Genomic DNA, 22,925 nt, shown 5'->3' with positions numbered 1-22,925 from the left:
TTTGCGCATGCCGTTATCGGAAAACCGGTTCCCACTTTTCCGCGACATGCTTATTCGATCAGCAAAGCGTCATCATCGAGCGTCTGCCCACGCACTTTGCGGAACATCTCGATGAGGTCTTCAACGCCCAGCGTCTTGCGCTTGTCGCCGGTAACATCAAGCAGGATCTTGCCGCCATGCAGCATGATGGTGCGGTCGCCATAATCGAGCGCCTGACGCATGGAATGCGTGACCATCAATGCTGTGAGCTTGTTTTCCGAGATCAGCGTGCGGGTCAGTTCCATGACGAACTCAGCCATGCCCGGATCAAGGGCTGCGGTATGTTCGTCGAGCAGCAGAACTTCGGAACCGGCGAGAGTGGCCATGATCAGCGAGAGCGCCTGACGCTGACCGCCGGAGAGAAGCTCCATGCGATCCTGCATGCGGTTTTCGAGGCCGAGGTTGAGGCTTGCCACACGTTCGCGGAACCATTCGCGGCGCTTGGAATTGAGCGCATGGGTGAGGCCACGGCGCGTACCACGCGATGCGGCCAGTGCAAGATTTTCTTCAATCGTCAGCGTCCCGCAGCTGCCTGCGAGCGGGTCCTGAAACACGCGGGCCACAAGACCGGCACGTTCGGCTGTGGATTTGCGCGTTACATCCTGTCCGCTGATCACAACCTTGCCAGCGGTTGGGATGACATCGCCTGCCAGAACGCCGAGCATGGTCGATTTACCGGCACCGTTGGAGCCGATCACGGTGACGAACGAGCCCTGATCCATCGTCAGATTGATCTTGTTGAGCACCTGCTTTTCGAGCGGTGTCCCACGACCGAAAATGACCTCGAGATTGGAAACTTCGATCATGATGATGCTCCTCCACGGCGCAGGCGCGGCAAGATCAGTGCGAAGGTGACGAGAAGCGCTGTAGCGATATTGAGGTCGGAAGCCTGAAGCCCGACGATACTGCCATTGGAAAGCGCAAGCTGGATGGCGATACGATAGATGATCGAACCCAGGACGCAACCGATGAGAATGACAAGGATGAGACGCGTGCGCAGCAGTGTTTCACCGATGATCACAGCGGCCAGACCGACAACGATCGTGCCAACGCCCGATGTTACGTCTGCAAAGCCGTTTGTCTGGGCGAATAACGAGCCGCCAAGCGCCACGAGCGCGTTGGAGAGGGCCATGCCCAGATAAATCTGACGGTCGGTGCGTACGCCCTGCGCACGGGCCATTTTCGGATTGGCACCGGTTGCGCGCATGGCAAGGCCCATGTCGCTTTCAAGGAAACGCCAGACGAGGAAAACCGTGACAGCAACAAGCACGAAAAGGAATGCCGGACGCACATAATATTCAGGAATGCCATGACCGAAGAACGGTGAGAGCATCGTGTCCTGATTAATCAGGGCGATATTCGGACGTCCCATGACGCGCAGATTGACTGAAAACAGCGCGATCATTGTGAGAATGGAGGCCAGAAGATTGAGAATCTTGAAGCGCACATTGAGCGTTGCTGTCACAAGTCCTGCAAGCGAGCCTGCAATCATCGAAACAGCAGCTGAAAGCCAGGGGTTCCACCCAGCAATGATCAGAACGCCAGTCACGGCAGCACCAAGCGGGAAGGAGCCGTCCACGGTCAGATCGGGGAAATCGAGCACGCGGAAAGCCAGATAGACGCCGATGGCGACGAAAGAGAAGACGAGGCCCAATTCGACCGCACCCCAGAAGGCGATCTGACTCACATTGAGATTCCTTGTTCTTTGCCGTGGCTGAAAATGAAGATGCACCATTCAAGGCACATAGATTCACTGGCTTTCGCACATTCAGGCATTTGCCTTTTCATGTCCGAAAGACCTGTTTCAATCACGACCGGTTTTGATTTGAGTTTGTTCCAAACACATTTGCCTTTGGAACCATTCCCCGGTTTTTCATGCGCAATTTTATTGCTTGCGATTGTTCTGGCTCTGTCTTTTTCCCGATACAACCCAAAAGCTCCAATAAGCAAGCATTATCGCTGCAAATGCGCCAAAAAGCACCAGTCTGTGCGCCTGTTACAACATCCAGCTCACTCGGTTCTGATCACACTTCGCCGCGTGCATGCCACAGCTCCCAGGCAAACCGCGCGCGCACGCCTATATCGAGGAAGGGGCGCTGCGGTAGCTCAGTTGGGCTGCCCAGTTTCAGCATGTCGTCGATCAGTGGATTATCAATGTCACAGGCCATATCGGCTGCGAGAATGCCGCCAATGGTTCCTTTGGTTATGCCGACACCGTTCTGGCAGAGTGAGGTGAAAACATTCTTGGCAATCTGGCCAAAGCCTGGCGCACCGTTGCGCGATAGGCAGATAAAGCCCGTCCATGTGTGCTGCATCTCGACATTGGGTAACATTGGGAAACGCTCGTCGAACAGCCGCTTATGTTCGCGCTTTACGGTTTGGCGCTGCCCATCCGACTGACGGAGCGATGGACAAAAATGCACATTCTGCCTCATCAGAATGCGCCGATCCGATGTCAAACGCATGGTGATCCCGGCAAAGGAGTTCGCGGGCGTAAGCCCCCACGGATCCACCTCACCAATCGCTTTGTATTCATCGTCGGTCAGCTGACGGCTGAGGCTTGCATGGGCAGCAAAGTTCAGGAGCTTTCGTCTGAAAAAGCCGAACTGCTCGCCAAAACCGTTGACCGTCAGGATCATGGCGGGTGCCTGAATGCTACCCTTTGGCGTGATAATGTGAATGTGGTCGCCATAATCGATTTTGGTCACGGCAGAATTTTCATACAGCGTGACATTGTCGGGCAGGCAGTCGGCAAGGCCGCGTACTAATGCAGCCGGGTTCAACAGCGAGGTGCCATAGGTGAAGACAGCGGCCTTGAAATGGTTTGTTCCGAGCCGTTTGGCCAGCGCATCGCCTTCGAGCCAGTCGAATGGTTCGTTAAGGCGTTCGAGTTCTTTGACTGTCGGTTCAAGAACCTCACGCACACCCTGATCGGAAACCGCTGCGTGAAACTTTCCGTCCTGTCGCCAGTCACAGTCAATGCCGTGCCGGTCAATTTGCTGTTTAAGGTGGTCGATTGCTGCACGCGCCAGTGCTCGGTAGCTGTGCGACTTAGCCAGCTCCTCCATCGAAGAACTGACATTGTGCGGAAGATCAATGGCAAAACCCGCAGCGCGCCCAGATGTGCCTTTTCCGACCTCTTGCGCATCGATCAGTGCAATCTGGTCGTTGGGCCGGTTCTCGGACAGCCTTCGGGCGGCGGCTAAGCCTGCATATCCAGCGCCCAGCACGATCCAGTCGGCTTTGATATCACCTTTGAGCGCTGTACGCGGCGTGCGCGCAGGCAATATCTTGCTCCAGCCATTGGTGTTGTCGTCAGCGGGAAGGATACGAATGACAGGCATTTAAAAAGCTCAAATGTTGGAAAGTAGCTTCAAAGAAAAGGGCGGGAGATCATCCCGCCCTTTCTAATTACAATCTTGAGACCGATTATTCGACCTTGCTGGTCGCGCGGTCGATTACTGCCTGTGGAAATTCGACGCCCATCTTCTTGGCTGCAGAAAGATTGATGACGAGGTCGGTTCCCTTGGCGATGTCGACAGCGATATCACCTGGCTTTTCACCGTTGAGGATCTTGACCACGACAGCACCAGTCTGCTTGCCAACGTCGTAATAGTTGAAGCCGAGAGCAGCCAGCGCACCGCGCTTGACCGAATCCGTATCAGCGGTGAAGAGCGGAAGCTTGCTTTCCTCAGCAACGCCAACGGCACTTTCAAGAGCCGAAACGATGGTGTTGTCGGTTGGAACATACATGGCGTCCGCACGGCCCACGAGGGCACGCGCTGCACCCTGAACTTCTGCCGACTTGGTTGCAGCCGATTCAACGATTTCGATGCCTTCTGCGGAAGCGGCTTCTTTCAGCGCTGCCAGAAGCGAGACCGAGTTGGTTTCACCGGAATTATAGAGATAGCCGAGTTTCTTGATATTCGGCATCACTTCCTTGATGAGCTTGATGTGCTCGACAACTGGCGACATATCGGAAAGACCGGTCACGTTACCGCCCGGCTTTGTCATGTCCTTGACGAGCTGTGCGCCGACAGGATCGGAAACAGCGGTAAAGACAATCGGAATATCACGCGTTGCAGAAACAACAGCCTGCGCCGAAGGTGTCGAGATCGGGACGATGACATCCGGAGCTTCACCAACAAACTGGCGTGCGATCTGGGCGGCCGTTGCCGGATTGCCCTGAGCGGACTGATAGACGAATTTAAGATTTTCGCCTTCCTTGAAACCGGCTTCAGCCAGCGCATCCTTCACGCCGTCGCGTGCGGCATCAAGTGCCGGATGTTCAACGATAGCAGTAACGGCGACCGTTACATCCTTGGCCTGTGCGTGAGTGGCGATAGCCGTTGCGGCCAGCAAGGCCAGAAGCATAGAACGCATAAAAATCTCCCCTGTTTTAGTGCGTTGCCTGTTTGGGCATTTCGTGGACATTGACCTTTCATCCAATCTCAAACTCTATGTTGGGCCCAAAATCTATGTTGGGATGGAAGGTCAATCCGCCTCATATCGAGGCTTAATCTGGTCTGTTTGGGCTGTCAACGTGTCGTCATCGCGTTGTCAGCACGTTGTCGGCATCGGGCAATACTTTGCCCGTTATATTCCGTTTCATGAACACTGTGTTCAGGGCCCTTTCAATGACTATCGCCTGCCGCCATATTCTGACAAAACTGATGAAAAGTGCCACTGCACAACGTTTGAAGCATAAGCCTGCCGGTCCGCGTTTGACGGTGGTTGGATTGTGCTCTGAGGAACATAGTCATGAAAAAGATAGGCTTTCTGTCATTCGGCCACTGGTCGCCTTCGCCACAGTCCGGCACTCGTTCTGCGGGCGATGCGCTTCTGCAATCGATAGACCTTGCTGTTGCGGCCGAAGAGCTTGGCGCAGATGGCGCGTATTTCCGCGTCCATCATTTTGCGCGCCAGCTTGCTTCACCGTTTCCGTTGCTTGCAGCCGTTGGTGCCAAAACCAGCAAGATCGAGATTGGCACCGCTGTCATCGATATGCGGTATGAAAACCCGCTTTATATGGTTGAAGATGCAGGTGCTGCCGATCTTATCTCCAAGGGTCGACTGCAGCTCGGCATCAGCCGCGGTTCACCTGAACAGGTGATCGATGGCTGGCGCTATTTCGGTTATGAGCCTGAAGAGGGCATGACCGATGCCGATATGGGCCGCAAGCATGGTGAAGTGTTCTTTGAAGCGCTGAAAGGCGAAGGCTTTGCCCAGCCCAACCCACGGCCAATGTTTCCGAACCCTCCAGGGCTTCTGAAGATCGAGCCGCATTCGGAAGGCCTTCGCGATCGTATCTGGTGGGGCGCTGCATCGGATGCCACAGCAATCTGGGCTGCAAAGCTTGGTATGAACTTGCAAAGTTCTACCCTGAAAAAGGATGAATCCGGCGAGCCTTTGCATATTCAGCAGGCCAAGCAGATCCGTGCTTATCGCGACGCGTGGAAAGAAGCCGGGCACACCCGCACGCCACGTGTTTCGGTCAGCCGCAGCATCTTCGCGCTGGTTGATGACCGTGATCGGGCATATTTTGGTGGCGGTAGCAGCGAGCAGGATTCGATCGGCTACATTGAAGAGGATTTGCGCGCCGTCTTTGGCCGGTCCTATGCGGCTGAACCGGATAAGCTCATCAAGCAACTCGAGAAGGATGAGGCTATTGCCGAAGCCGATACGTTGCTTCTTACCGTGCCAAACCAGCTGGGTGTCGACTACAATGCGCATGTCATTGAATCGATCCTGAAGCATGTTGCGCCAGCCCTTGGCTGGCGGTGATATTGCACCATACGACTTGAAAAGCCTCGCGGCATGTTGTGCGCGAGGCTTTTTATTTCTAGGTCAGAACTTTCCAGAAACACGGACCATGGCTCCGAACGCATTGTCGCGCGACACAGTTCGGGCGACATAGGGCGTCAGGGAAAGATCGACAGCATCATTGAAGGCATAGCTCAGACTCGTCCATGCGGAGCCTCTGATATGAGAAAAGTCTGAGTTGAGCTTTAGCGCGCCGATGTAATCAGCCGTCGCGTTAAAAACCGGGTCTTTATGTGCAAGATCCTGCTCGATTTCCAGATTGATCAACCACCGGATCTTGTCGGTCAGAGGCATGCTGTAATTAGCACCCGCATAGACAGTGGTCAGCGCGAACTTCATATCGCTATAGCTGAACGGGAACAGCGCATTGCTTTCGGTATAGCCGTCCATCGACAGATTGCTGTAACGCAGACCGCCATAATAGCCGAGGCGGGCATTATGGAAATTCAGATTGTCTTTTCGTCCCAGCTCCAGTGCAGTGCTCCAGCCTTGCAGCCTGCTTTCGCCGGTTCCGACTTAGGTATAGGGGAGAATGGGCCGGGTGATATCTGTATCGTAGCGATTGGCTGCGAGACTTGCTCGCACGTACCAGTCCCCAATGGCGGTTTTGTCTTTCCACTGTGCATAGAGACCGCCACCGAAATTGTCTCTTCCCGTGTCAAAACCGTCAGGCTGGTCGCGCCAGAATGAATGGGCGACAGTGACGCCTGCTGAAAAGTTGTCGGTAAACCCGTGACCGAGCGTAAAGCCTGAAAGCAAATCTTTTTGGCCACCAAACCCACTGATATCGGTAAACATCGAATAGCAGGTCTGGCGTGCGCGCTCGACATCGCAAAAATTCTGCAATTTGTTGAGTGTCAAACGCTGTGCTTCCATGGCGGAGAAACTGTTGTTCGCCAGCAAGAAGACTGTAGTTGCAGTGTGGTCGAGGTCTATGACCGCCGGCGAGGTTTCAGGCTCTTTTGCAGGCGGATTTTCCCCCGATGGCGTTTCTGGACTGGAGCCGGGGTTATAGCCCGTTCCGGGATTGGTTTCAGGCTCTGTCGGTGGTGTTCCGGTATCCGGTTTTGGGAACTTCCATAATGTCGCGTGAAGTGCACCGTCAGCGGTTTCTGCGGTCCCGGCTATAACGCTACCATCATTGGAAATATCCCACGCGATAGCATTATTGCCTCCGATGGTGCCCAAATCGATCATACCGTCGCTTGCTGTCCACCGGAAAGCACGAAGCGCCATGCTGTCCGTGTAACTGTAGCCAACCACAGCCGAGCCGTCGTCGGACATACTCAGAGCATGGGAAAGCCCGCCGCCAAGCGAGTTCAGGCTGATCATGCCGGTTTCCTGTGTCCATCGGAAAGCCTGATTATCGCTGCTATTGAAAATGGCCGAACCCACGATAACAGTGCCATCATAGGACACGAGATTGGCAAGGCTTTCGTGGACATTTGTATGCGTGTTGATGTCGACCATACCGGTTTCCAGAGTCCATCGAAACGCATGTTGCTGGCTTGCAGCGGTGTCGCTGGCGCCAACAATCACAGAACCATCTGCTGAAACGCCGCGCGCTGTCGAATTGTTGCCGCCCAGTGTCTGCAGGCTGACCATGCCGGTGCTTTCAGTCCAGCGGAAAGCGTTTGTTTCAGAGGTGGCCATAGTGCTGTAACCGACAATCGTGCTGCCATCGGCGGAAATCGCATGAGAGAACGACGATGGTCCACCGAGAGTTCCAAGACCGGTTATGCCATCCTGTAAGGTCCAGCGGAAAGCATTGGTCTTGGTGTTTCCGACGAGATAGCTATCGCCCGCAACAACAGTCCCATTCGCCGAAACCCCAGTGGTATAGGACGCATTTCCTCCCAGAGTACCAATGTCGTGCATGCCTGTTTCATGCGTCCACCAGAATGCGTGCGATTCAAGCGGACTGGCAGAACTTACACCTATTGCTGCAAGGCCATTCGCTGATATTGCCTGAAGCGAAGCTTCATCGGAATCGCTTAGCGAACCAATATCGCTTATGCCATCCTTGGTGATGACAAAAGATTTGTCGAAAGAGTCGTTCGAAGACTGACGCCTTACGCCAAATACCTTGCCGTCAGCGGATATACTCACAGCATCGGCCCGTATGCCCCCGAAAGAGCCGTGGACTTCATAAACAGGGGTTTCCGCCCAAGATTGAGATCCGTAAAATGAAAGTATTATCGAATTTATAAATAGATTATATTTTTTCATTAAAGTATTAACTTTCTATAGAGCTTTATAAATTTAGAATAAATATTCTCTATCTATTATATATTGATTCCAACTAAACGAGTATTGGAATTTTATGCATAAAATTGGATTATTATTGAATTCGAAGGAATAATTCTGGACCTGTTTCGATCAGAAAAGAGGCGCGTTAAAACATTTCCAGCAAAACCGCTTCGCATCTCTGGCTCAAACGCTGTCGTTCAGGGCTAGTTTAGAGCGCATCCCGAAAAGTGTGAAACGGTTTTCGGACAAAGATGCGCGTTAAAACAGATAATTAGAGCGCCGATCTGGTCCAATCAGATCGAAACGCGCTCTAAGCCATAGACCGCGAGAAGATGTTTCATACGGGCGGTAGCCAGTTCCGGCAGATCGAGAACATTTGCTTGATCAGCAAGGCGGAAAATATCTGCATAATGGAGAATACTACGGGCTGATTGCATTCCTGCTGGCGTCGTGAAATGGCTCTGGTGGCCGTTGAGCCAGGCAAGGAAAACCACGCCAGCCTTGTAATATTGCGTTGGTGCCTCAAAGATTTTCCGCGACAGAGGAACTGTCGGCTTGATGATCGTGCGGAAACGCTCCGTGTCTCCATTGGCAAGATGTGCCAATGCGCTGGAAGCCTGTGGTGCGACCGCGTCGAAAATACCAAGCAGTGCATGGCTGTGCTTGTCGCCGTCGCCTTCGATCAGCGGTGCATAATTGAAATCATCGCCCGTGAAACACAGCACGCCTTCTGGGAGGCGGTTGCGGAGTGCGATTTCATAGCGTTCTTCGAGTAGTGAAATCTTGATGCCTTCAACCTTGTGGCGGTTGGCTTCTATGATGTTGATGACGGTATCAAGCGCGTCTTCAAACTTGTCCGAACCCCAATAGCCTTTGAGTTGTGGGTCGAACATATCGCCCAGCCAGTGCAGCACCACTTTTTCGCGCGCGTTGGTGAGGATTTGGTTGTAAACCTTGACGTAATCTTCAGGAGAGCGGGCGATACGCGCTAAGGCGCGGCTGGCCATGAGAATGAAACGACCGCCGTGTTTTTCGATGAATTCAGCCTGTGTTTCATAGGCTCTAATCACGTCATCAAGGCTCTTTGCGTCTACTGGGTCGAGATGATCAGTTCCGGCGCCGCAGGCGAGATCGGCACCCGCAACAGTCTTGCTTTCTGCAATCGAGCGGCGGATCAGTTCCTGCGCACCGGCCCAGTTAAGCCCCATTCCGCGCTGCGATGTATCCATCGCTTCCGCAATCCGGAAACCAAGGCTCCAAAGGTGATGGCGGAAAGCCATTGTCGCATCCCAATCAATGGCTGGACCACTCTGGGGATGAATATCTTTGAGCGGGTCTGAAACCACATGCGCCGCAGCATAGGCAATACGGTTGAAGCGGGGTGGTGAGGTGGGTCTTGGTGTCGGTGTGCCGATCAAGCGATAGGGTTTTACGCTGCCGTCAGCGAATGGCAGGGTCAGCACGTTTTCCGATGATGCGCTCATGTCAGTCCTCCAACTCCACGTTGGCATGAATAATTTAGATCGTTCCAAATTTCAAGATATAGCTGTAAAGGGAGGCTTGATGCTCTATTTTTTCATTTTAGCACTGCGAAATGCATTAAGAATTACGGCAAACTGACGTCAAAAATATGGCCATTTCGTGAAAACCGAAAGGCGTTGACAAATTTGGATCGTTCCAATTAACTTAAGAGCGCAGGAGACAGATATGAGCAAGAGCAGCATTACGGTCATTGATATCGCACGCGAAGCAGGCGTGTCGAAATCGACCGTGTCGCTTGTTCTGCGTGACAGTCCGCTTGTTCATGCCGAGACCCGCGCCAAGGTTCAGGATGCGATTAAGAAGCTCGGCTATGTTTATAATCGCTCAGCCGCCAATCTCCGTCAGTCGAAATCCAAGATCATCGGGCTGGTGGTTAATGATCTGACCAACAGCTTCTTTGCCGAGCTTGCGGTGGGGGTTGATCGTGTCATGCAATCGGCCGGTTATGTGCAGTTTCTGGCCAATACGGCTGAAAGCATTGATCGTCAGCGCGAGGTGATTGCTTCGATGCGCGAGCATGGCATTGCGGGGCTGATCGTTTCGCCTGCGCGTGGCACCGAGGCTAGTGATCTAAAACCATTGGCAAAAAGCGGCCTGCCGGTTGTTCAAATGGTGCGCGATGTGCCGGGATCGGGGGTTTCTTCTATCCTGTCCGATAATCGCGGCGGCGTGGCAAAAGCGGTGGAGCATCTGGTTTCCCTGGGGCATCGGACAATCGCTTTCATGGGCGGCTATGCCGATACAGCTGTTTTTGCTGAAAGAGTTGCTGGCTATCGTGCGGGTCTTGAGCAGGCTCAAATTGTGTTTGATGATGCACTGGTTTTCACAAGTGCGCCTTCACGTGCGGGCGGTGTCGAGGCTCTTGAGCATATGTTGCGGCACGGCATGAAACCGACGGCTGCTGTGTGCTTCAATGATGCTGTGGCTTTCGGTGTCTGCGATGGTTTGCGCGCTGCAAATCTTGAGCCGGGCCGGGATTTCGGAGTGGTGGGTTTTGACGATGTGATCGAAGCCAAGACGGCTGTTCCGGCGCTGACGACTGTGGCTGTTGACCCGCAAGGTTTGGGAGAACGTGCGGCACAGCTTTTGCTGAAACAAATTAATTCGGAACGGGTGGAGGCGGAGGCGCAGCGCTTGGCGGTGCGTCTTGCGGTGCGTGCAAGTTGCGGTACGCAATCGAAAAAGGAGGAGAAATTCGAATGGCAAAGTGGGGCCTTATAGGCGCAAGCACCATTGCAAAAGAATGGGTCATCGGTGCCATTCGCGCGCCAAATAAGTCAATTGTCGGCGAAGTTGTGTCCGTTTACAGCACCAATGCTGAGCGTGGCGAAACCTATGCCCGCGAGAACGGGATTGCCCGCTCGGTGACAAGCCTTGATGCGCTGTTGTCCGATCCGGAAATCGACGCTGTCTATATCTCCACTACCAATGAACTGCACCGCGATCAGGCGATTGCTGCCGCCAAAGCAGGCAAGCATATTCTGTGCGAAAAGCCGCTGGCACTGACGATTGGTGATGCCCACGAAATGCTGAAAGCCGTGCGTGAAGCGGGCGTTGTGGCGGGCACCAATCATCACTTGCGCAATGCTGCAAGCCACCGCGCCATGCGTGATGCTATCGCTCAAGGCAAGATCGGCAAGGTGCTTGCCGCGCGGGTTTTTCACGCGGTTTATCTGCCGCCGCATTTGCAGGGCTGGCGCATCGAACGATCCGATGCCGGCGGCGGCGTCATTCTCGATATTACCGTGCATGATGCCGATACGTTGCGTTTTGTGCTGGGTGAAAATCCGGTTGAGGCGGTGGCTTTCAGCCAGCAAGGCGGCTTAAGCGGTAAAGGCATCGAAGACGGCGTGATGGGCGCACTGCGTTTTCCTTCCGGCGCGATTGCCCAGTTCCACGATGCCTTCACCACCAAATATGCGGAAACCGGCTTTGAAGTGCATGGCAGCGAAGGCTCGCTCATTGCACGCAATGTCATGACGCAGAAGCCGGTCGGGATCGTCACCCTGCGGGACAAGGACGGCGAGCGCGAATTGCCGCTTGATCATAAGAACCTCTACGAAACTGCTCTGCTGGCCTTCCACGAGGCTATGGCTGGCAAAGGGCAGCCTTCCGCTACATTGGTTGACGGCATCTGGTCGCTCGCAACGGGGCTTGCCGTCGCTGACGCCGCAAAGACCGGCAAGGCCACAGCCGTTCATTCAGGACTTTGAGAACTATGAACAAACATATTTCAGTTGCGCAAGCAGCCGCACTCATTCCCGACAACGCTGTCGTCTCAGTTTCTTCATCGAGCGGTCTTGGCTGTCCCGATCTGATGCTGAAAGCCATCGGACAGCGTTTCGACGAGACAGGCCATCCGCAAAATATCACCACGCTGCACCCGATTGCGGCAGGCGATATGAGCGGCATCAAGGGAGTCGATTACATCGCCAAAAAAGGTCTTCTCAAAAAGATCATTGGCGGTTCTTATCCGTCCGGACCATCGAGCGCGGAGCCGCCGCTGATCTGGCAGATGATCACCAATAACGAGATTCCGGCCTATAATATCCCATCGGGCATTCTGTTCGACATGCATCGTGAGGCAGCTGCCAAGCGTCCCGGCGTGCTCACCAAAGTGGGGCTTGATACCTTCGTAGACCCAAAGCGCCAGGGATCGGCAATGAACGATAAGGCGCGTGAGGAGCCAGTTGTCAAACAGGTCAGTTTTGAAGGCGAAGACTGGCTCTATTTTCCCAATATCGTGCCGCATGTGACGATCATCCGCGCCACCACTGCCGATGAACGCGGCAATCTCACCTATGAACATGAGGGCGCATATCTTGGTGGGCTGGATCAGGCGCTGGCTGCGCGCAACAATGGCGGCATCGTCATTGCGCAGGTCAAGCGCATCGCCAAGGAAGGTACGCTGAAACCGCATGATGTGCGCGTGCCGGGCGTTCTGGTTGACTATATTGTGGTTGATCCCGACCAGAAGCAGACAACGCAGACACTTTACGATCCGGCAATTTCCGGCGAGATTTTCCGTCCGCTCGATACATTCCGCTTGGCCGAATTCAATATTCAGAAGGCGATTGCGAGGCGTGTCGCACAGGAGTTGCAGGCAGGTAGTGCGGTCAATCTTGGCTTCGGCATTTCCGCCAATGTGCCGCGCATTCTGCTGGAAGAGGGTTTGCATGGCGCGGTTACTTGGGTGATCGAACAGGGTGCCGTTGGTGGCGTGCCGCTTCTCGACTTTGCCTTTGGCTGCGCGTCGAATGCCGATGCCTATATGCCGTCACCCTATCAGTTTACCTATTTTCAGGGGGCGGGCTTCGACGCCTCGCTTCTGTCCTTCCTTGAGATCGGTCGCGACGGTTCGGTCAATGTCTCGAAGCTGTCATTCCGTCCGCATGTGACTGCTGGTGCCGGTGGCTTTGTCGATATCACTGCAAGGGCAAAGAAGATTGTATTTTCCGGTATGTTTAATGCAGGGGCGAAATTGTCGGTCGCTGACGGCAAGCTGGTGATCGAGAAGGAAGGCAAGCTCAAGAAGCTCGTGAATGAGGTCGAGCATGTCACTTTCTCAGGTCCGCGTGGTGTCGAGCAGGGGCAGGATATTACCTATGTCACTGAACGCGCGGTCTTGAAGCTGACGCCGGAAGGGATTGTGCTGACCGAGATTGCGCCGGGTGTGGATTTGCAGACGCATATTCTCGATCAGGCTGAGTTCCCGTTGATTGTTTCGGATAAGCTCAAGATGATGGATGAGGCACTGTTCCGTGACCAGCCGATCGGGCTTGAATTGCCGCAAAAGCCTGCGCGAAAGCTGGAGGCTTAACATGGCTGAACGAATTGATATCAATGTCGAGAACCACATTGCGGTCGTGACGATCAGGCGGCCAGAAAAGCTCAATGCGTTTGATATTGAGCTTTTGCAGGAATTGTCTGCCGCCTGTGATCGGGTGGAAGCGGATAACAGTGTGCGGGTTGCGATCCTGACCGGCGAAGGCAAGGCTTTTTCCGCAGGCGGCGACATTAAGGCTTGGGGCAGCATGGAACCGGCAGAATTCGGCCATGCCTGGGTGCGCTACGGTCATCGCGTGTTCGAGCGGCTTGCGACTTTGCGTGTGCCGCTGATCGCAGCGATGAACGGCCATGCGCTGGGCGGTGGTCTGGAACTGGCAGGTGCCGCCGATATCCGCATTGTTGAACGACAAGCAAAAATCGGCTTGCCGGAAACATCGCTTGGCATGATCCCCGGATGGTCGGGCACGCAGCGCCTTGTGCGCCGTTTCGGTGCGCAGATTGTACGCCGCATGGTGCTGGGCGGTGAAATGTTCACAGCGGACGAAGCACTGTCGCACGGGCTGGTCGATCATGTGGTGGAGACGGGTGCAGCCCTGCAGGCGGCGCAGGACTATGCGGCGCGGGTGGCCAAGCGCGGACCGGCCGCGCTGGTAATTTCCAAACTGATGCTTTCCGTCGCCAATGGCGAGGATAATGGCACGGCAGTTGAGGCGCTGGGTTCCATTCTGGTCGCCAAGACCGGCGATCTGAAAGAGGGCGTGCGCTCGTTTACCGAAAAGCGCGAAGCAAATTTTGAAGGAAAATGGTGATGAGCGTAGTCGTAAAACCGCAGCCGCTGAATGGGCTTGAAGTTCGTGAATTCTCGATGCTGATTGATGGTAAATGGGTTGGAAGCCAAAGCGGCGAGACTATTGAACGCGTAGCGCCCGGCCATGGCGTCACGGTAAGCCGCTATCCTGCTGGCAACAAGGCCGATGTGGAACGCGCGGTTGCGAGCGCGCGTAAGGCTTTCGATGACGGGCGCTGGTCGTCTAAAACCGCATCGCAGCGTTCGTTGATTTTGCTGAAGGCCGCCGATCTGATTGAAGCACGGGCGGAAGAGCTTGCCTATCTCGATGCGATTGAAGCCGGCAAACCAATTTCTCAGGTGCGCGGCGAAATTGCCGGTTCCGTGGATATCTGGCGCTATGCGGCAGCGCTTGCGCGCGATCTGCATGGTGAAAGCTATAACAATCTGGGCGATGGTACGCTGGGCGTCGTGCTGCGCGAGGCAATTGGCGTTGTTTCCATCATTACGCCTTGGAATTTCCCTTTCTTGATCGTAGGCCAAAAGCTGCCATTTGCGCTTGCAGCGGGTTGTACGGCGGTGGTGAAGCCTTCGGAACTCACATCGGGTTCGACGTTGTTACTCGGCGAAATTCTGACTGAGGCAGGGCTGCCGGATGGTGTCGTCAATATCATCACCGGAACGGGTGCCGAGGTTGGCCAGCATATGAGCACGCATCCGGATGTGGACATGGTGTCGTTCACCGGTTCCACTGGCGTCGGCAAACTGACTATAGCCAATGCGGCGCAGACGCTGAAGAAAGTATCGCTGGAGCTTGGCGGCAAAAATCCGCAAATCCTGTTCCCGGATGCGGATATGGATGCCTTTATCGACGCTGCGGTGTTCGGCGCATGGTTCAATGCGGGCGAGTGCTGCAATGCCGGTTCGCGGTTGATCGTGCATCGCTCGATTGTCGATGAGATCGTGGGGCGCGTCGCCGATCTATCGAAAAAGGTGATCGTTGGTGATCCGCTCGATGTCAGCACGCAAGTCGGCGCGATCATCACGCCACAGCATCTTGAAAAGGTCGGTGCCTATGTCGATCAGGCTAAAAAGGCCGGTGCTGCAATTGCTCATGGCGGCGATGTGCTGGATCTCGGCCTTGGCCAATATATGGGACCGACCATCATTGCAGGCGTGAAAGCCGATATGGCCGTGGCGCGTGAAGAAGTGTTCGGGCCGGTTCTGTCGGTGCTGTCTTTTGATACGGTGGATGAGGCAATTTCGATTGCCAATGCGGTTGAATATGGCTTGTCGGCTGGCGTGTGGAGCCGCGATTTCGATACTTGCATGAACATTGGTCGCAAGGTGCGGGCTGGTACGGTCTGGATGAACACCTTCATGGACGGCACGCCGGAACTGCCTTTTGGTGGTTATCGACAATCGGGTCTGGGCCGCGAGCTGGGCCGTCATGCGGTGGAGGATTATACCGAAACCAAGACGCTCAACATGCATATCGGCGCGCGCACCGGCTGGTGGATGCCGCAGGCTAAGTAGGGAGTGACGGCTTTGGGAGGACAGCCGGATATTGTCATCATCGGATCAGGTATCGGCGGCGCAACAATGGCCGTCGGTCTTGCCGCATCAGGTGCGGACATTCTGATTTTGGAGGCTGGTGAGCGGCTTGCTGACAGGCCGGAAAACCGCGACCCACGCGCCATTTTCCAGCGTGGTTTCTTTCGCCCGAAAGAATTCTGGTATGAGACGGACGGCACGCCGTTCAATCCCGGAAATTATTACAATGTCGGCGGCAATTCCAAATTCTATGGCGCAGTGCTGGTGCGCTATCGGCGCGAAGATTTTGAGGAGCTTGCGCATCTTGAAGGCGTGTCTCCGGCATGGCCTTTTGGCTATGATGAACTTGAGCCCTGGTATTGCAAGGCGGAAGCGCTTTTTCAGGTGCGCGGCGAGCTTGGCGATGACCCAACCGAGCCGTATCATTCAAAGCCTTATTCTTATCCTGCAATCAATGATGAACATCCGATTGCCGATGTACGTGAGCGGTTGAAAAAGGCAGGGCTGCATCCGGCTTCCTTGCCACTGGGTGTTGATATCGAGCGCTGGCTGGCAAAGGCCAAAACGCCGTGGGATGCGCATCCCAACAGCAATGACGGCAAGATGGATGCGGAAACCTGTCCGTTAGCACTCGCACTCAAACATCCAAATGTCCGGCTTGAAACATCCGCGCGGGTAACGAAGCTGGAAGCCGGGCCCGACGGAAAGACCATCACGGCAGTTCATTATGTGAAGAACGGCGAGGCGCTGGTCCTGCGTCCCAAACTGGTCATTCTATCTGCCGGTGCCGTGCAATCGGCGGCACTTCTGCTGCGTTCAGGACTGGCGAACGGTTCGGATCAGGTCGGTCGCAATTTCATGAACCACAATGCCAGTGCGGTGATCGGGTTTGATCCGCGCTATCGCAATGACAGCGTTTACCAAAAAACGTTTGGCTTCAATGATTATTATCTCTCGGATGGGGCTGGCGGGCCGCCCCTTGGCAATGTGCAATTGCTGGGGAGGGTTTCAGGCGCGATCCTGAAATCGAATATGCAGCGAGTGCCGGAATGGCTTTTGAACCGCATTGCCGGACACACCATTGATTTTTACGCGATGAGTGAGGACCTGCCATCGCCAGAAAGCCGCGTGAGCGTGGATGGTGATCGCATCATTCTGCATTGGGTGCGTTCCAACTGGAAAGCGCATCTGATGCTGGTTGATAAGCTCAAATCCGCGCTCAGGCAGGCGGGCTTTCCAATTGTGCTGTCGCGGGCCTTTGACCGGCGTACACCATCGCATCAGTGCGGCACGGTGCGTATTGGCAATGATTGCGCGACGGCGCCACTTGATCCCTGGTGCCGTGCTTATGACCACCCTAATTTCTATGTGGTCGATGCGTCGTTTCTGCCGACCTCGGCTGCGGTTAATCCGGCGCTAACCATTGCGGCGCAGGCTCTGCGCGTATCCGACCACATTCAAAGCGAGGTGCTGGCATGAACCGTCAAAGACCTGTGGCACTGGTAACCGGCGGCTGTCGCGGCATCGGGCTTGGGATAGCGCGTGCGCTTGCCGCCAAGGGTTTTGATCTCGCCATTACCGATCGCGAAAGCGACGACGCTGTCATTCGTGAACTACGGGAACTTGGCGGAAAAGTGGCTTTCTTTGAAAGCGATCTTGCCGCGGTTGATACACATGAGGCGGCTGTATCAGCTGTCGTGAGCGAACTCGGTGGCATTGATTGTCTGGTCAACAATGCAGGCATGGGCTCAATTGAGCGAGGCGATTTCCTTGGGCTGAAGCCCGAAAACTTCGACACGATCATGGATGTGAATCTGCGCGGTACGGTGTTTTTCACCCAGGCCGTGGTGAAGGCCATGGTGGCGGTGAACGAGGTGCGTTTTCCACGCAGCATTATAACAATCAGCTCCGTTTCGTCGGTGATGACCTCGCCCGAGCGGCTTGATTACTGCATCAGCAAAGCAGGGCTGACGGCATTCACGCAAGGACTGGCATTGCGTTTGGCTGAAGCGAGGATCGGCGTGTTCGAGGTCCGTCCCGGCATCATCCGCACCGATATGACGGCGAAAGTTGCTGAGCGTTATGACGGACTGATTGAAGCCGGTCTGGTGCCGATGAAGCGCTGGGGAGAGGCGGGCGATGTCGGCGCGATTGTGGCCGGACTTGCCGGTGGCGATTTCATTTTTGCGACGGGCTCGGCGATCAATGCCGATGGCGGCCTGTCGATTGCAAAATTATAAGGGTAAGGCGATGGATTACGATTATATCATCGTGGGTGGTGGGCCTGCCGGCTGCGTTCTCGCCAATCGTCTGAGCGAAGATGCTTCGGTAAAAGTGCTGTTGCTGGAAGCTGGTGGTAGCGACTGGAATCCGCTGTTTCACATGCCAGCCGGGTTTGCCAAGATGACCAAGGGTGTGGCGAGCTGGGGCTGGGAAACCGTTCCGCAGAAACACCTCAAAAATCGGGTGTTGCGCTATACGCAGGCAAAAGTCATCGGCGGCGGCTCCAGCATCAATGCGCAGATTTATACGCGCGGGAATGCAGCCGATTATGATCTTTGGGCCGGCGAAGACGGCTGTACCGGCTGGGACTACCGCCATGTGCTGCCCTATTTTAAACGCGCCGAAGACAATCAGCGTTTCAACGATGATTTCCATTCCTATGGCGGGCCGCTTGGTGTTTCGATGCCATCTGCGCCACTGCCGATCTGCGACGCCTATATCCGAGCGGGCCAGGAACTCGGCATTCCGTTTAATGCGGATTTCAACGGTCGCGAACAGGCAGGCGTCGGCTTTTATCAGCTCACCCAACGCAACCGCCGCCGCTCGTCTGCATCGCTTGCTTATCTGTCCACGATCAAGGGTCGCAAGAACCTGACGATCCGCATGAATGCACCGGTGCGCAGTATCGAAATGGAGAAGACGCGCGTCAACGGCGTAACGCTGATGAGCGGGGAGACTTTGCGCGCAAGCCGCGAGGTGATTGTATCGTCCGGCGCGATTGGTTCGCCGAAACTTCTGCTTCAATCCGGCATCGGCTCCGCGGATCATCTGAAAAAGGTCGGTGTCGCGGTCAAGCATGATCTGCCGGGTGTGGGCGAGAACATGCAGGACCATCTCGACCTGTTTGTTATTGCCGAATGCACAGGCGATCACACCTATGATGGCGTGGCAAAGTTGCATCGGACGCTGGGCGCGGGCCTGCAATATATCTTTCTGCGCTCTGGTCCGGTGGCGTCCAGCCTCTTTGAAACCGGCGGCTTCTGGTATGCTGATCCGGATGCCCGCTCACCGGATACCCAGTTTCATCTGGGGCTTGGTTCGGGCATCGAGGCAGGTGTTGAGAAGCTCAAAAATGCCGGTGTAACGCTCAACTCCGCCTATCTGCATCCGCGTTCGCGTGGAACCGTGCGGCTGGCATCCAGCGATCCGGCAGCTGCACCTCTGATCGATCCTAATTACTGGAGCGATCCGCATGATCGCAAGATGTCGCTTGAAGGTCTGAAGATCGCGCGCGAAATCATGAGCCAGGATGCATTGAAACCTTACGTGATGGCCGAGCGTCTGCCGGGGCCAAAGGTCGTCAGTGACGATGATCTGTTCGATTATGCTTGCGCCAATGCCAAGACCGATCACCATCCGGTCGGCACCTGCAGGATGGGGACGGATGCGATGGCTGTTGTCGATCTTGATTTGAAAGTGCGCGGTCTTGAAGGTCTGCGGGTTTGCGACAGCTCGATCATGCCGCGCGTTCCGTCGTGCAACACCAATGCGCCGACCATCATGGTCGGCGAAAAGGGGGCGGATATTATTCGCGGCTTCGATCCGCTGCCGCCGGTCGTGTTTTCATGGGAGAAAAACGAGCAGAAGCGGCGTGCAAGGATTTAGTCAGCCTTGGTTTCATCAAATGGTTCGAAACGCAGATAGCCAGCAATGCCGGAACCTTTGTAGTTGGGATTGTCGGATGGGTGGTTCACGCCGTCATTGACGGGAATAACCTTGAAGTCGAAGGGAGAAACGCCTTCGAGGCAGGCCGCATTCACGCCGAACTGGTGCGGGCTGGAGCGGCGCTGGTGGAAGGTGTAAATCCCGCATTTCGAGCAGAAGAAGTGCTTCGCGGCACCCGTATTAAACGTGTAGAGCGTCAGCGCATCTTCGCCTTCAAGAATTTCCAGTCCATCCAGATCGGCGGAGACGGCAACTGCACCGCGCATCCGGCAATAAGAGCAGGTGCAACGGCGCGCCGTGTTAAGGCCATCGGAAAGTTTGACGCGAAAGCGCACTGTTCCGCAGTGGCAGGCACCGTTGGCTACTTTGATATCGGGGTTCATGCTGGTCTCCTCTTTCAGGAAACTGATATTTCCATTTTCACAGCTTTACCATTGCCTGAAGTTGATTAAATTGCCTTTCGAGATCCTTTGGGAGGGAATTTTATGAGTGGGTTTGCGATTGTCACCGGTGGAAGCACCGGCATTGGACGGCATCTTGTTTCCGCATTTGCGGAAGCCGGATATGCGGTTGCTTTCAGCTTCAGAGGCGATGACGAGGCTGCAAATACACTTATGGAAGAAGTCGAAGCTGCGGGCGGACAGGCGTTGGGGATCGAATGCGATGTCGGTTCTGGAGTTGAGGTCGAAGAGTTCTTCGATGAAGTCTGCAGCTGGTATGGTGATGCACCGGACGTACTCGTCAACAATGCCGGTATCCAGACTTGGGCGCCGTTGCTGGAGCTTTCCGAGGAAGGCTGGGACGATGTGATCCGCACCAATATGAAAGGCTGCTTTCTGAACACGAAAGCCGCTGCCAAGAGGATGGTTGACGTCGGTAAAGGCGGAGCAATTATCAATATCGGTTCGGGCTGTAACAAGCTCGCATTCCCGAAGCTCGTTTCCTACACGGCGTCCAAGGGCGGGATTGAGCAGTTTACCAAAGTGTCTGCCGTGGAACTTGGGCCGCATGGTATTCGCGTCAATTGCGTGGCTCCCGGTGCGATTTACAATGAGCGTACTGCCCAGGAACAGCCTGACTATGCAGCAACATGGGGCCGGATCACGCCACTGCGACGGGTTGGAACCGTGGAAGACCTTTCCGGTCCGGTGCTGTTTCTGGCGTCTGATGCTGCGCTTTTTGTTTCGGGCCAGACTATCTGGGTCGATGGCGGCCTGTTTTCACAAGCCAACTGGCCTTATGGGGCGTGAGGAAAATTAGATCGGTTCCCACTTTTCGGAATGCGCTTTATCGTCCGCGCATTTGTGCGCCCGCGTCTTTCGAGAAGCGAAGGTTCCAGAAGGTGGCCGTCAGCGATATGCCGGTCACAATAAAGAAAGCCATAGAGAAATCCGATGTCAGCGGTACGTCGCGCTCATGCCAGGCCATGGACGTGTGAAGCGCGAGGGCGCCGATACAAACGCCGAAAGAAAGCATGAGTTGCTGGAAGGTTGAATAGAAGCTGTTGGCCGAGCTCATCTGCTTTTCATCAACCTTGTCATAGGCAACCGTATTATAGGCTGTGAACTGAAACGACATCGAAAAGCCGGACATGAACAGCACGGCAAAGATCAGCCAATGCGGCCATTCAGGGCTGAACAAACCGCAGATTGCGTAACTGCATGACGAGAATATGCCGTTTACAACCAGTGACGAGCGGAAGCCGAACCGGCGAATGATTTTAGGCGCAAAGGCTTTCATGGCCATGGAACCAAGTGCGGTCGCCAAAACCATATTGCCTGCGGATACAGCCGAAATGCCGAAGGCTACCTGCAGCATCAAAGGCAACAGGAATGGGTGCGCGCCTTGTGTGATGCGGGTGATAGAACCAGCGACCATCGAGGTGCCGAAGCTTTCAATCCGCATCAGTGAAAAATCGAGTAGCGGAGCCGGGTGGCGGCGCGAGTGAATGACGGTCGCAATCGCAAACACAATGCCAACCACAAAGAACTTGGCCGCCAAAGCGCTGGTGGTACTGGCACTTTCAAGTCCGAAAAGCAGCGCACCAAGCGCTATGCCCGACAGGATCAAACCGATAAAGTCAAAAGGTTCTTTGGTGTCGCTTTTATATTCTCCGATATAGAATGACACAAAGATCATGCCCAGAATGCCAATCGGCACATTGATGTAGAAGATCCAGCGCCAGTCGAGCCAGGTCACGAACAGGCCCCCAATGGGCGGTCCGAGGATTGGGCCCATAAGCGCAGGCACCAGCATCCACGACATTGCTGAGATGAGGTCCTTGCGCTCGACAGAACGGATTAGCACCAAACGTCCGACTGGCAGCATCATGGCGCCGCCACCGCCTTGCAACAGGCGGGCAAAGACCAGAAAGGGAAGGTTCGGCGCCTGTGCGCAGAGGATAGAGCCAGCGATGAAAATACTTATCGCGAAGCGGAACACGGTTCGGGTTCCGAAGCGATCAGCGATCTTTCCGCTTGCCGGAATGAAAATGGCGAGGCTCAGAAGATATGATGTGAGCGCGACACTCATCGAGGGTGCGGCGACATCGAAATCTTTGGCCATGGTCGGCAAAGCAGTTGCCAGGATCGTAGCATCGAGCTGTTCCATCAGCATAGCACTCGCGACGATGAGGGCGATGATCCGGAAATTGCTTTTCGCTTCCAGTGACGCGTTTTGTTCACTGGTCGACGTTTCAGTTTCCTGGATGATAGTCATGGCTGCTTCAGCTTTGCAAACGCGCCGACCTGTCTTTCAAAACGGCCAGCCTAAAGGGTCGATCATCTGTGACGATCTTTTTGGAATCAATCTTCGGTCTGGGGAATGTGTCAGGAACGGTTACAAACTCACTCAGAGGATACGCGCCCAGTTGTTGGCCAAAACGTCGGAGAGATGAGAAAGCTCGCCACAAGACCGCGAGCGGGTATAGCACAAATGGCTGGAAATCACAGGACTTCAAGATAATTTGAGCGAGATGGGATCGGCCGTTGCTGAGGGGTGAATGGTGATCCCGACTGGATTCGAACCAGTGGCCTCAAGATTAGGAATCTTGCGCTCTATCCTACTGAGCTACGGGACCAGTCATCAAAAACGCCCGGATATACCGGAGCATTTTCCGACACATACTGTTTTTCATGGCTTTCGCCAACCCCGCAAAAAGCGGGGCAGGCGCATTTCTTTGCATATCGAAAAG

General features: G+C 54.8%; 20 protein-coding genes and 1 tRNA gene. 10 read left to right on the top strand and 11 right to left on the bottom strand.

The window, feature by feature from the left end; translation table 11 throughout:
- Positions 1 to 50: 50 nt before the first annotated feature.
- The 5 genes from CES85_RS21280 to CES85_RS21260 form a co-directional block, all read right to left on the bottom strand.
- Positions 51 to 845: an ABC transporter ATP-binding protein gene (locus CES85_RS21280; RefSeq protein WP_095447678.1), complete on the bottom strand. Its 795-nt coding sequence runs from the start codon at positions 843 to 845 to the stop codon at positions 51 to 53.
- Positions 842 to 1,726: an ABC transporter permease gene (locus CES85_RS21275; RefSeq protein WP_095447677.1), complete on the bottom strand. Its 885-nt coding sequence runs from the start codon at positions 1,724 to 1,726 to the stop codon at positions 842 to 844. The genes CES85_RS21280 and CES85_RS21275 overlap by 4 nt, the downstream gene beginning before the upstream one ends.
- Positions 1,723 to 1,989: a hypothetical protein gene (locus CES85_RS21270; RefSeq protein WP_151092463.1), complete on the bottom strand. Its 267-nt coding sequence runs from the start codon at positions 1,987 to 1,989 to the stop codon at positions 1,723 to 1,725. The genes CES85_RS21275 and CES85_RS21270 overlap by 4 nt, the downstream gene beginning before the upstream one ends.
- 74 nt (positions 1,990 to 2,063) lie before the next feature.
- Positions 2,064 to 3,383, bottom strand: a complete 1,320-nt coding sequence (locus tag CES85_RS21265; protein ID WP_095447675.1) for an NAD(P)/FAD-dependent oxidoreductase — start codon at positions 3,381 to 3,383, stop codon at positions 2,064 to 2,066.
- An 85-nt stretch (positions 3,384 to 3,468) separates the two neighbouring features.
- A complete protein-coding gene (locus CES85_RS21260; protein WP_095447674.1) occupies positions 3,469 to 4,422 on the bottom strand; it encodes an ABC transporter substrate-binding protein in 954 nt (317 codons plus the stop codon).
- Positions 4,423 to 4,800: 378 nt separating this feature from the next.
- On the opposite strand from CES85_RS21260, the gene CES85_RS21250 reads away from it, so the two are divergent.
- Entirely contained in the window at positions 4,801 to 5,823 is a 1,023-nt protein-coding gene (locus tag CES85_RS21250; protein WP_095447672.1) for an LLM class flavin-dependent oxidoreductase, read from the top strand.
- A 63-nt stretch (positions 5,824 to 5,886) separates the two neighbouring features.
- On the opposite strand, the gene CES85_RS21245 is transcribed toward CES85_RS21250, so the two are convergent.
- The 3 genes from CES85_RS21245 to CES85_RS21235 form a co-directional block, all read right to left on the bottom strand.
- Positions 5,887 to 6,312: an autotransporter domain-containing protein gene (locus tag CES85_RS21245; RefSeq protein WP_235901783.1), complete on the bottom strand. Its 426-nt coding sequence runs from the start codon at positions 6,310 to 6,312 to the stop codon at positions 5,887 to 5,889.
- Positions 6,313 to 6,378: 66 nt separating this feature from the next.
- Positions 6,379 to 7,971, bottom strand: coding sequence for a hypothetical protein (locus CES85_RS21240; protein ID WP_167388307.1), 1,593 nt, complete (start codon positions 7,969 to 7,971; stop codon positions 6,379 to 6,381).
- A 434-nt stretch (positions 7,972 to 8,405) separates the two neighbouring features.
- Positions 8,406 to 9,596: a dihydrodipicolinate synthase family protein gene (locus tag CES85_RS21235; protein ID WP_095447669.1), complete on the bottom strand. Its 1,191-nt coding sequence runs from the start codon at positions 9,594 to 9,596 to the stop codon at positions 8,406 to 8,408.
- A 223-nt stretch (positions 9,597 to 9,819) separates the two neighbouring features.
- Between CES85_RS21235 and CES85_RS21230 the strand changes: the two genes are divergently transcribed.
- Genes CES85_RS21230 through CES85_RS21195 form a run of 8 tightly spaced genes read left to right on the top strand, consistent with a single transcriptional unit; the run spans position 9,820 to position 19,672 of the window.
- Complete coding sequence (locus CES85_RS21230) at positions 9,820 to 10,875, top strand: LacI family DNA-binding transcriptional regulator (protein WP_095447668.1); 1,056 nt, start codon at positions 9,820 to 9,822, stop codon at positions 10,873 to 10,875.
- On the top strand, positions 10,854 to 11,867 hold the full coding sequence (locus CES85_RS21225; protein WP_095447667.1) for a Gfo/Idh/MocA family protein: 1,014 nt from the start codon (positions 10,854 to 10,856) through the stop codon (positions 11,865 to 11,867). Before CES85_RS21230 ends, CES85_RS21225 begins: the two co-directional genes overlap by 22 nt.
- Before the next feature lie 5 nt (positions 11,868 to 11,872).
- Positions 11,873 to 13,474 carry an acyl CoA:acetate/3-ketoacid CoA transferase gene (locus tag CES85_RS21220; RefSeq protein WP_095447666.1) on the top strand — a complete coding sequence of 534 codons (1,602 nt, stop codon included), beginning with the start codon at positions 11,873 to 11,875 and terminating at the stop codon, positions 13,472 to 13,474.
- A gap of 1 nt (position 13,475) precedes the next feature.
- A complete protein-coding gene (locus CES85_RS21215; protein ID WP_095447665.1) occupies positions 13,476 to 14,252 on the top strand; it encodes an enoyl-CoA hydratase/isomerase family protein in 777 nt (258 codons plus the stop codon).
- Entirely contained in the window at positions 14,246 to 15,766 is a 1,521-nt protein-coding gene (locus CES85_RS21210) for an aldehyde dehydrogenase family protein (protein ID WP_095447664.1), read from the top strand. Before CES85_RS21215 ends, CES85_RS21210 begins: the two co-directional genes overlap by 7 nt.
- Before the next feature lie 12 nt (positions 15,767 to 15,778).
- Positions 15,779 to 17,263, top strand: coding sequence for a GMC oxidoreductase (locus CES85_RS21205; protein WP_095447663.1), 1,485 nt, complete (start codon positions 15,779 to 15,781; stop codon positions 17,261 to 17,263).
- Complete coding sequence (locus tag CES85_RS21200; protein WP_095447662.1) at positions 17,260 to 18,024, top strand: 3-ketoacyl-ACP reductase; 765 nt, start codon at positions 17,260 to 17,262, stop codon at positions 18,022 to 18,024. Before CES85_RS21205 ends, CES85_RS21200 begins: the two co-directional genes overlap by 4 nt.
- A 10-nt stretch (positions 18,025 to 18,034) precedes the next feature.
- Positions 18,035 to 19,672, top strand: a complete 1,638-nt coding sequence (locus CES85_RS21195) for a GMC family oxidoreductase (RefSeq protein ID WP_095447661.1) — start codon at positions 18,035 to 18,037, stop codon at positions 19,670 to 19,672.
- On the opposite strand, the gene CES85_RS21190 is transcribed toward CES85_RS21195, so the two are convergent.
- On the bottom strand, positions 19,669 to 20,115 hold the full coding sequence (locus CES85_RS21190; protein WP_095447660.1) for a GFA family protein: 447 nt from the start codon (positions 20,113 to 20,115) through the stop codon (positions 19,669 to 19,671). The two genes, CES85_RS21195 and CES85_RS21190, sit on opposite strands and share 4 nt — an antisense overlap.
- Positions 20,116 to 20,217: 102 nt before the next feature.
- Here CES85_RS21190 and CES85_RS21185 point away from each other — a divergent pair, with 102 nt between their 5' ends.
- Positions 20,218 to 20,982: an SDR family NAD(P)-dependent oxidoreductase gene (locus tag CES85_RS21185; protein WP_095447659.1), complete on the top strand. Its 765-nt coding sequence runs from the start codon at positions 20,218 to 20,220 to the stop codon at positions 20,980 to 20,982.
- 37 nt (positions 20,983 to 21,019) lie between these two features.
- Here the strand turns inward: CES85_RS21185 and CES85_RS21180 are convergent, their stop codons facing one another.
- Both CES85_RS21180 and CES85_RS21170 read right to left on the bottom strand, forming a co-directional pair.
- Positions 21,020 to 22,450 carry a DHA2 family efflux MFS transporter permease subunit gene (locus CES85_RS21180; RefSeq protein ID WP_095447658.1) on the bottom strand — a complete coding sequence of 477 codons (1,431 nt, stop codon included), beginning with the start codon at positions 22,448 to 22,450 and terminating at the stop codon, positions 21,020 to 21,022.
- A 284-nt stretch (positions 22,451 to 22,734) separates the two neighbouring features.
- Positions 22,735 to 22,811, bottom strand: a tRNA-Arg gene (locus tag CES85_RS21170).
- Between the last annotated feature and the right edge of the window lie 114 nt (positions 22,812 to 22,925).

Source organism: Ochrobactrum quorumnocens, from assembly GCF_002278035.1.
Lineage (GTDB): Bacteria > Pseudomonadota > Alphaproteobacteria > Rhizobiales > Rhizobiaceae > Brucella > Brucella quorumnocens.
This window is presented reverse-complemented; position numbering and strand designations above follow the sequence as displayed.

Excerpts from the sequence above, each read along its gene's own strand:
- CES85_RS21180 (WP_095447658.1), bottom strand. The coding sequence starts at position 22,450 with ATGACTATCATCCAGGAAACTGAAACGTCGACCAGTGAACAAAACGCG.
- CES85_RS21280 (WP_095447678.1), bottom strand. The coding sequence starts at position 845 with ATGATCGAAGTTTCCAATCTCGAGGTCATTTTCGGTCGTGGGACACCG.
- CES85_RS21225 (WP_095447667.1), top strand. The coding sequence starts at position 10,854 with ATGGCAAAGTGGGGCCTTATAGGCGCAAGCACCATTGCAAAAGAATGG.
- CES85_RS21230 (WP_095447668.1), top strand. The coding sequence starts at position 9,820 with ATGAGCAAGAGCAGCATTACGGTCATTGATATCGCACGCGAAGCAGGC.
- CES85_RS21235 (WP_095447669.1), bottom strand. The coding sequence starts at position 9,596 with ATGAGCGCATCATCGGAAAACGTGCTGACCCTGCCATTCGCTGACGGC.
- CES85_RS21190 (WP_095447660.1), bottom strand. The coding sequence starts at position 20,115 with ATGAACCCCGATATCAAAGTAGCCAACGGTGCCTGCCACTGCGGAACA.
- CES85_RS21185 (WP_095447659.1), top strand. The coding sequence starts at position 20,218 with ATGAGTGGGTTTGCGATTGTCACCGGTGGAAGCACCGGCATTGGACGG.
- CES85_RS21265 (WP_095447675.1), bottom strand. The coding sequence starts at position 3,383 with ATGCCTGTCATTCGTATCCTTCCCGCTGACGACAACACCAATGGCTGG.
- CES85_RS21195 (WP_095447661.1), top strand. The coding sequence starts at position 18,035 with ATGGATTACGATTATATCATCGTGGGTGGTGGGCCTGCCGGCTGCGTT.
- CES85_RS21220 (WP_095447666.1), top strand. The coding sequence starts at position 11,873 with ATGAACAAACATATTTCAGTTGCGCAAGCAGCCGCACTCATTCCCGAC.
- CES85_RS21215 (WP_095447665.1), top strand. The coding sequence starts at position 13,476 with ATGGCTGAACGAATTGATATCAATGTCGAGAACCACATTGCGGTCGTG.
- CES85_RS21210 (WP_095447664.1), top strand. The coding sequence starts at position 14,246 with ATGGTGATGAGCGTAGTCGTAAAACCGCAGCCGCTGAATGGGCTTGAA.
- CES85_RS21250 (WP_095447672.1), top strand. The coding sequence starts at position 4,801 with ATGAAAAAGATAGGCTTTCTGTCATTCGGCCACTGGTCGCCTTCGCCA.
- CES85_RS21260 (WP_095447674.1), bottom strand. The coding sequence starts at position 4,422 with ATGCGTTCTATGCTTCTGGCCTTGCTGGCCGCAACGGCTATCGCCACT.
- CES85_RS21200 (WP_095447662.1), top strand. The coding sequence starts at position 17,260 with ATGAACCGTCAAAGACCTGTGGCACTGGTAACCGGCGGCTGTCGCGGC.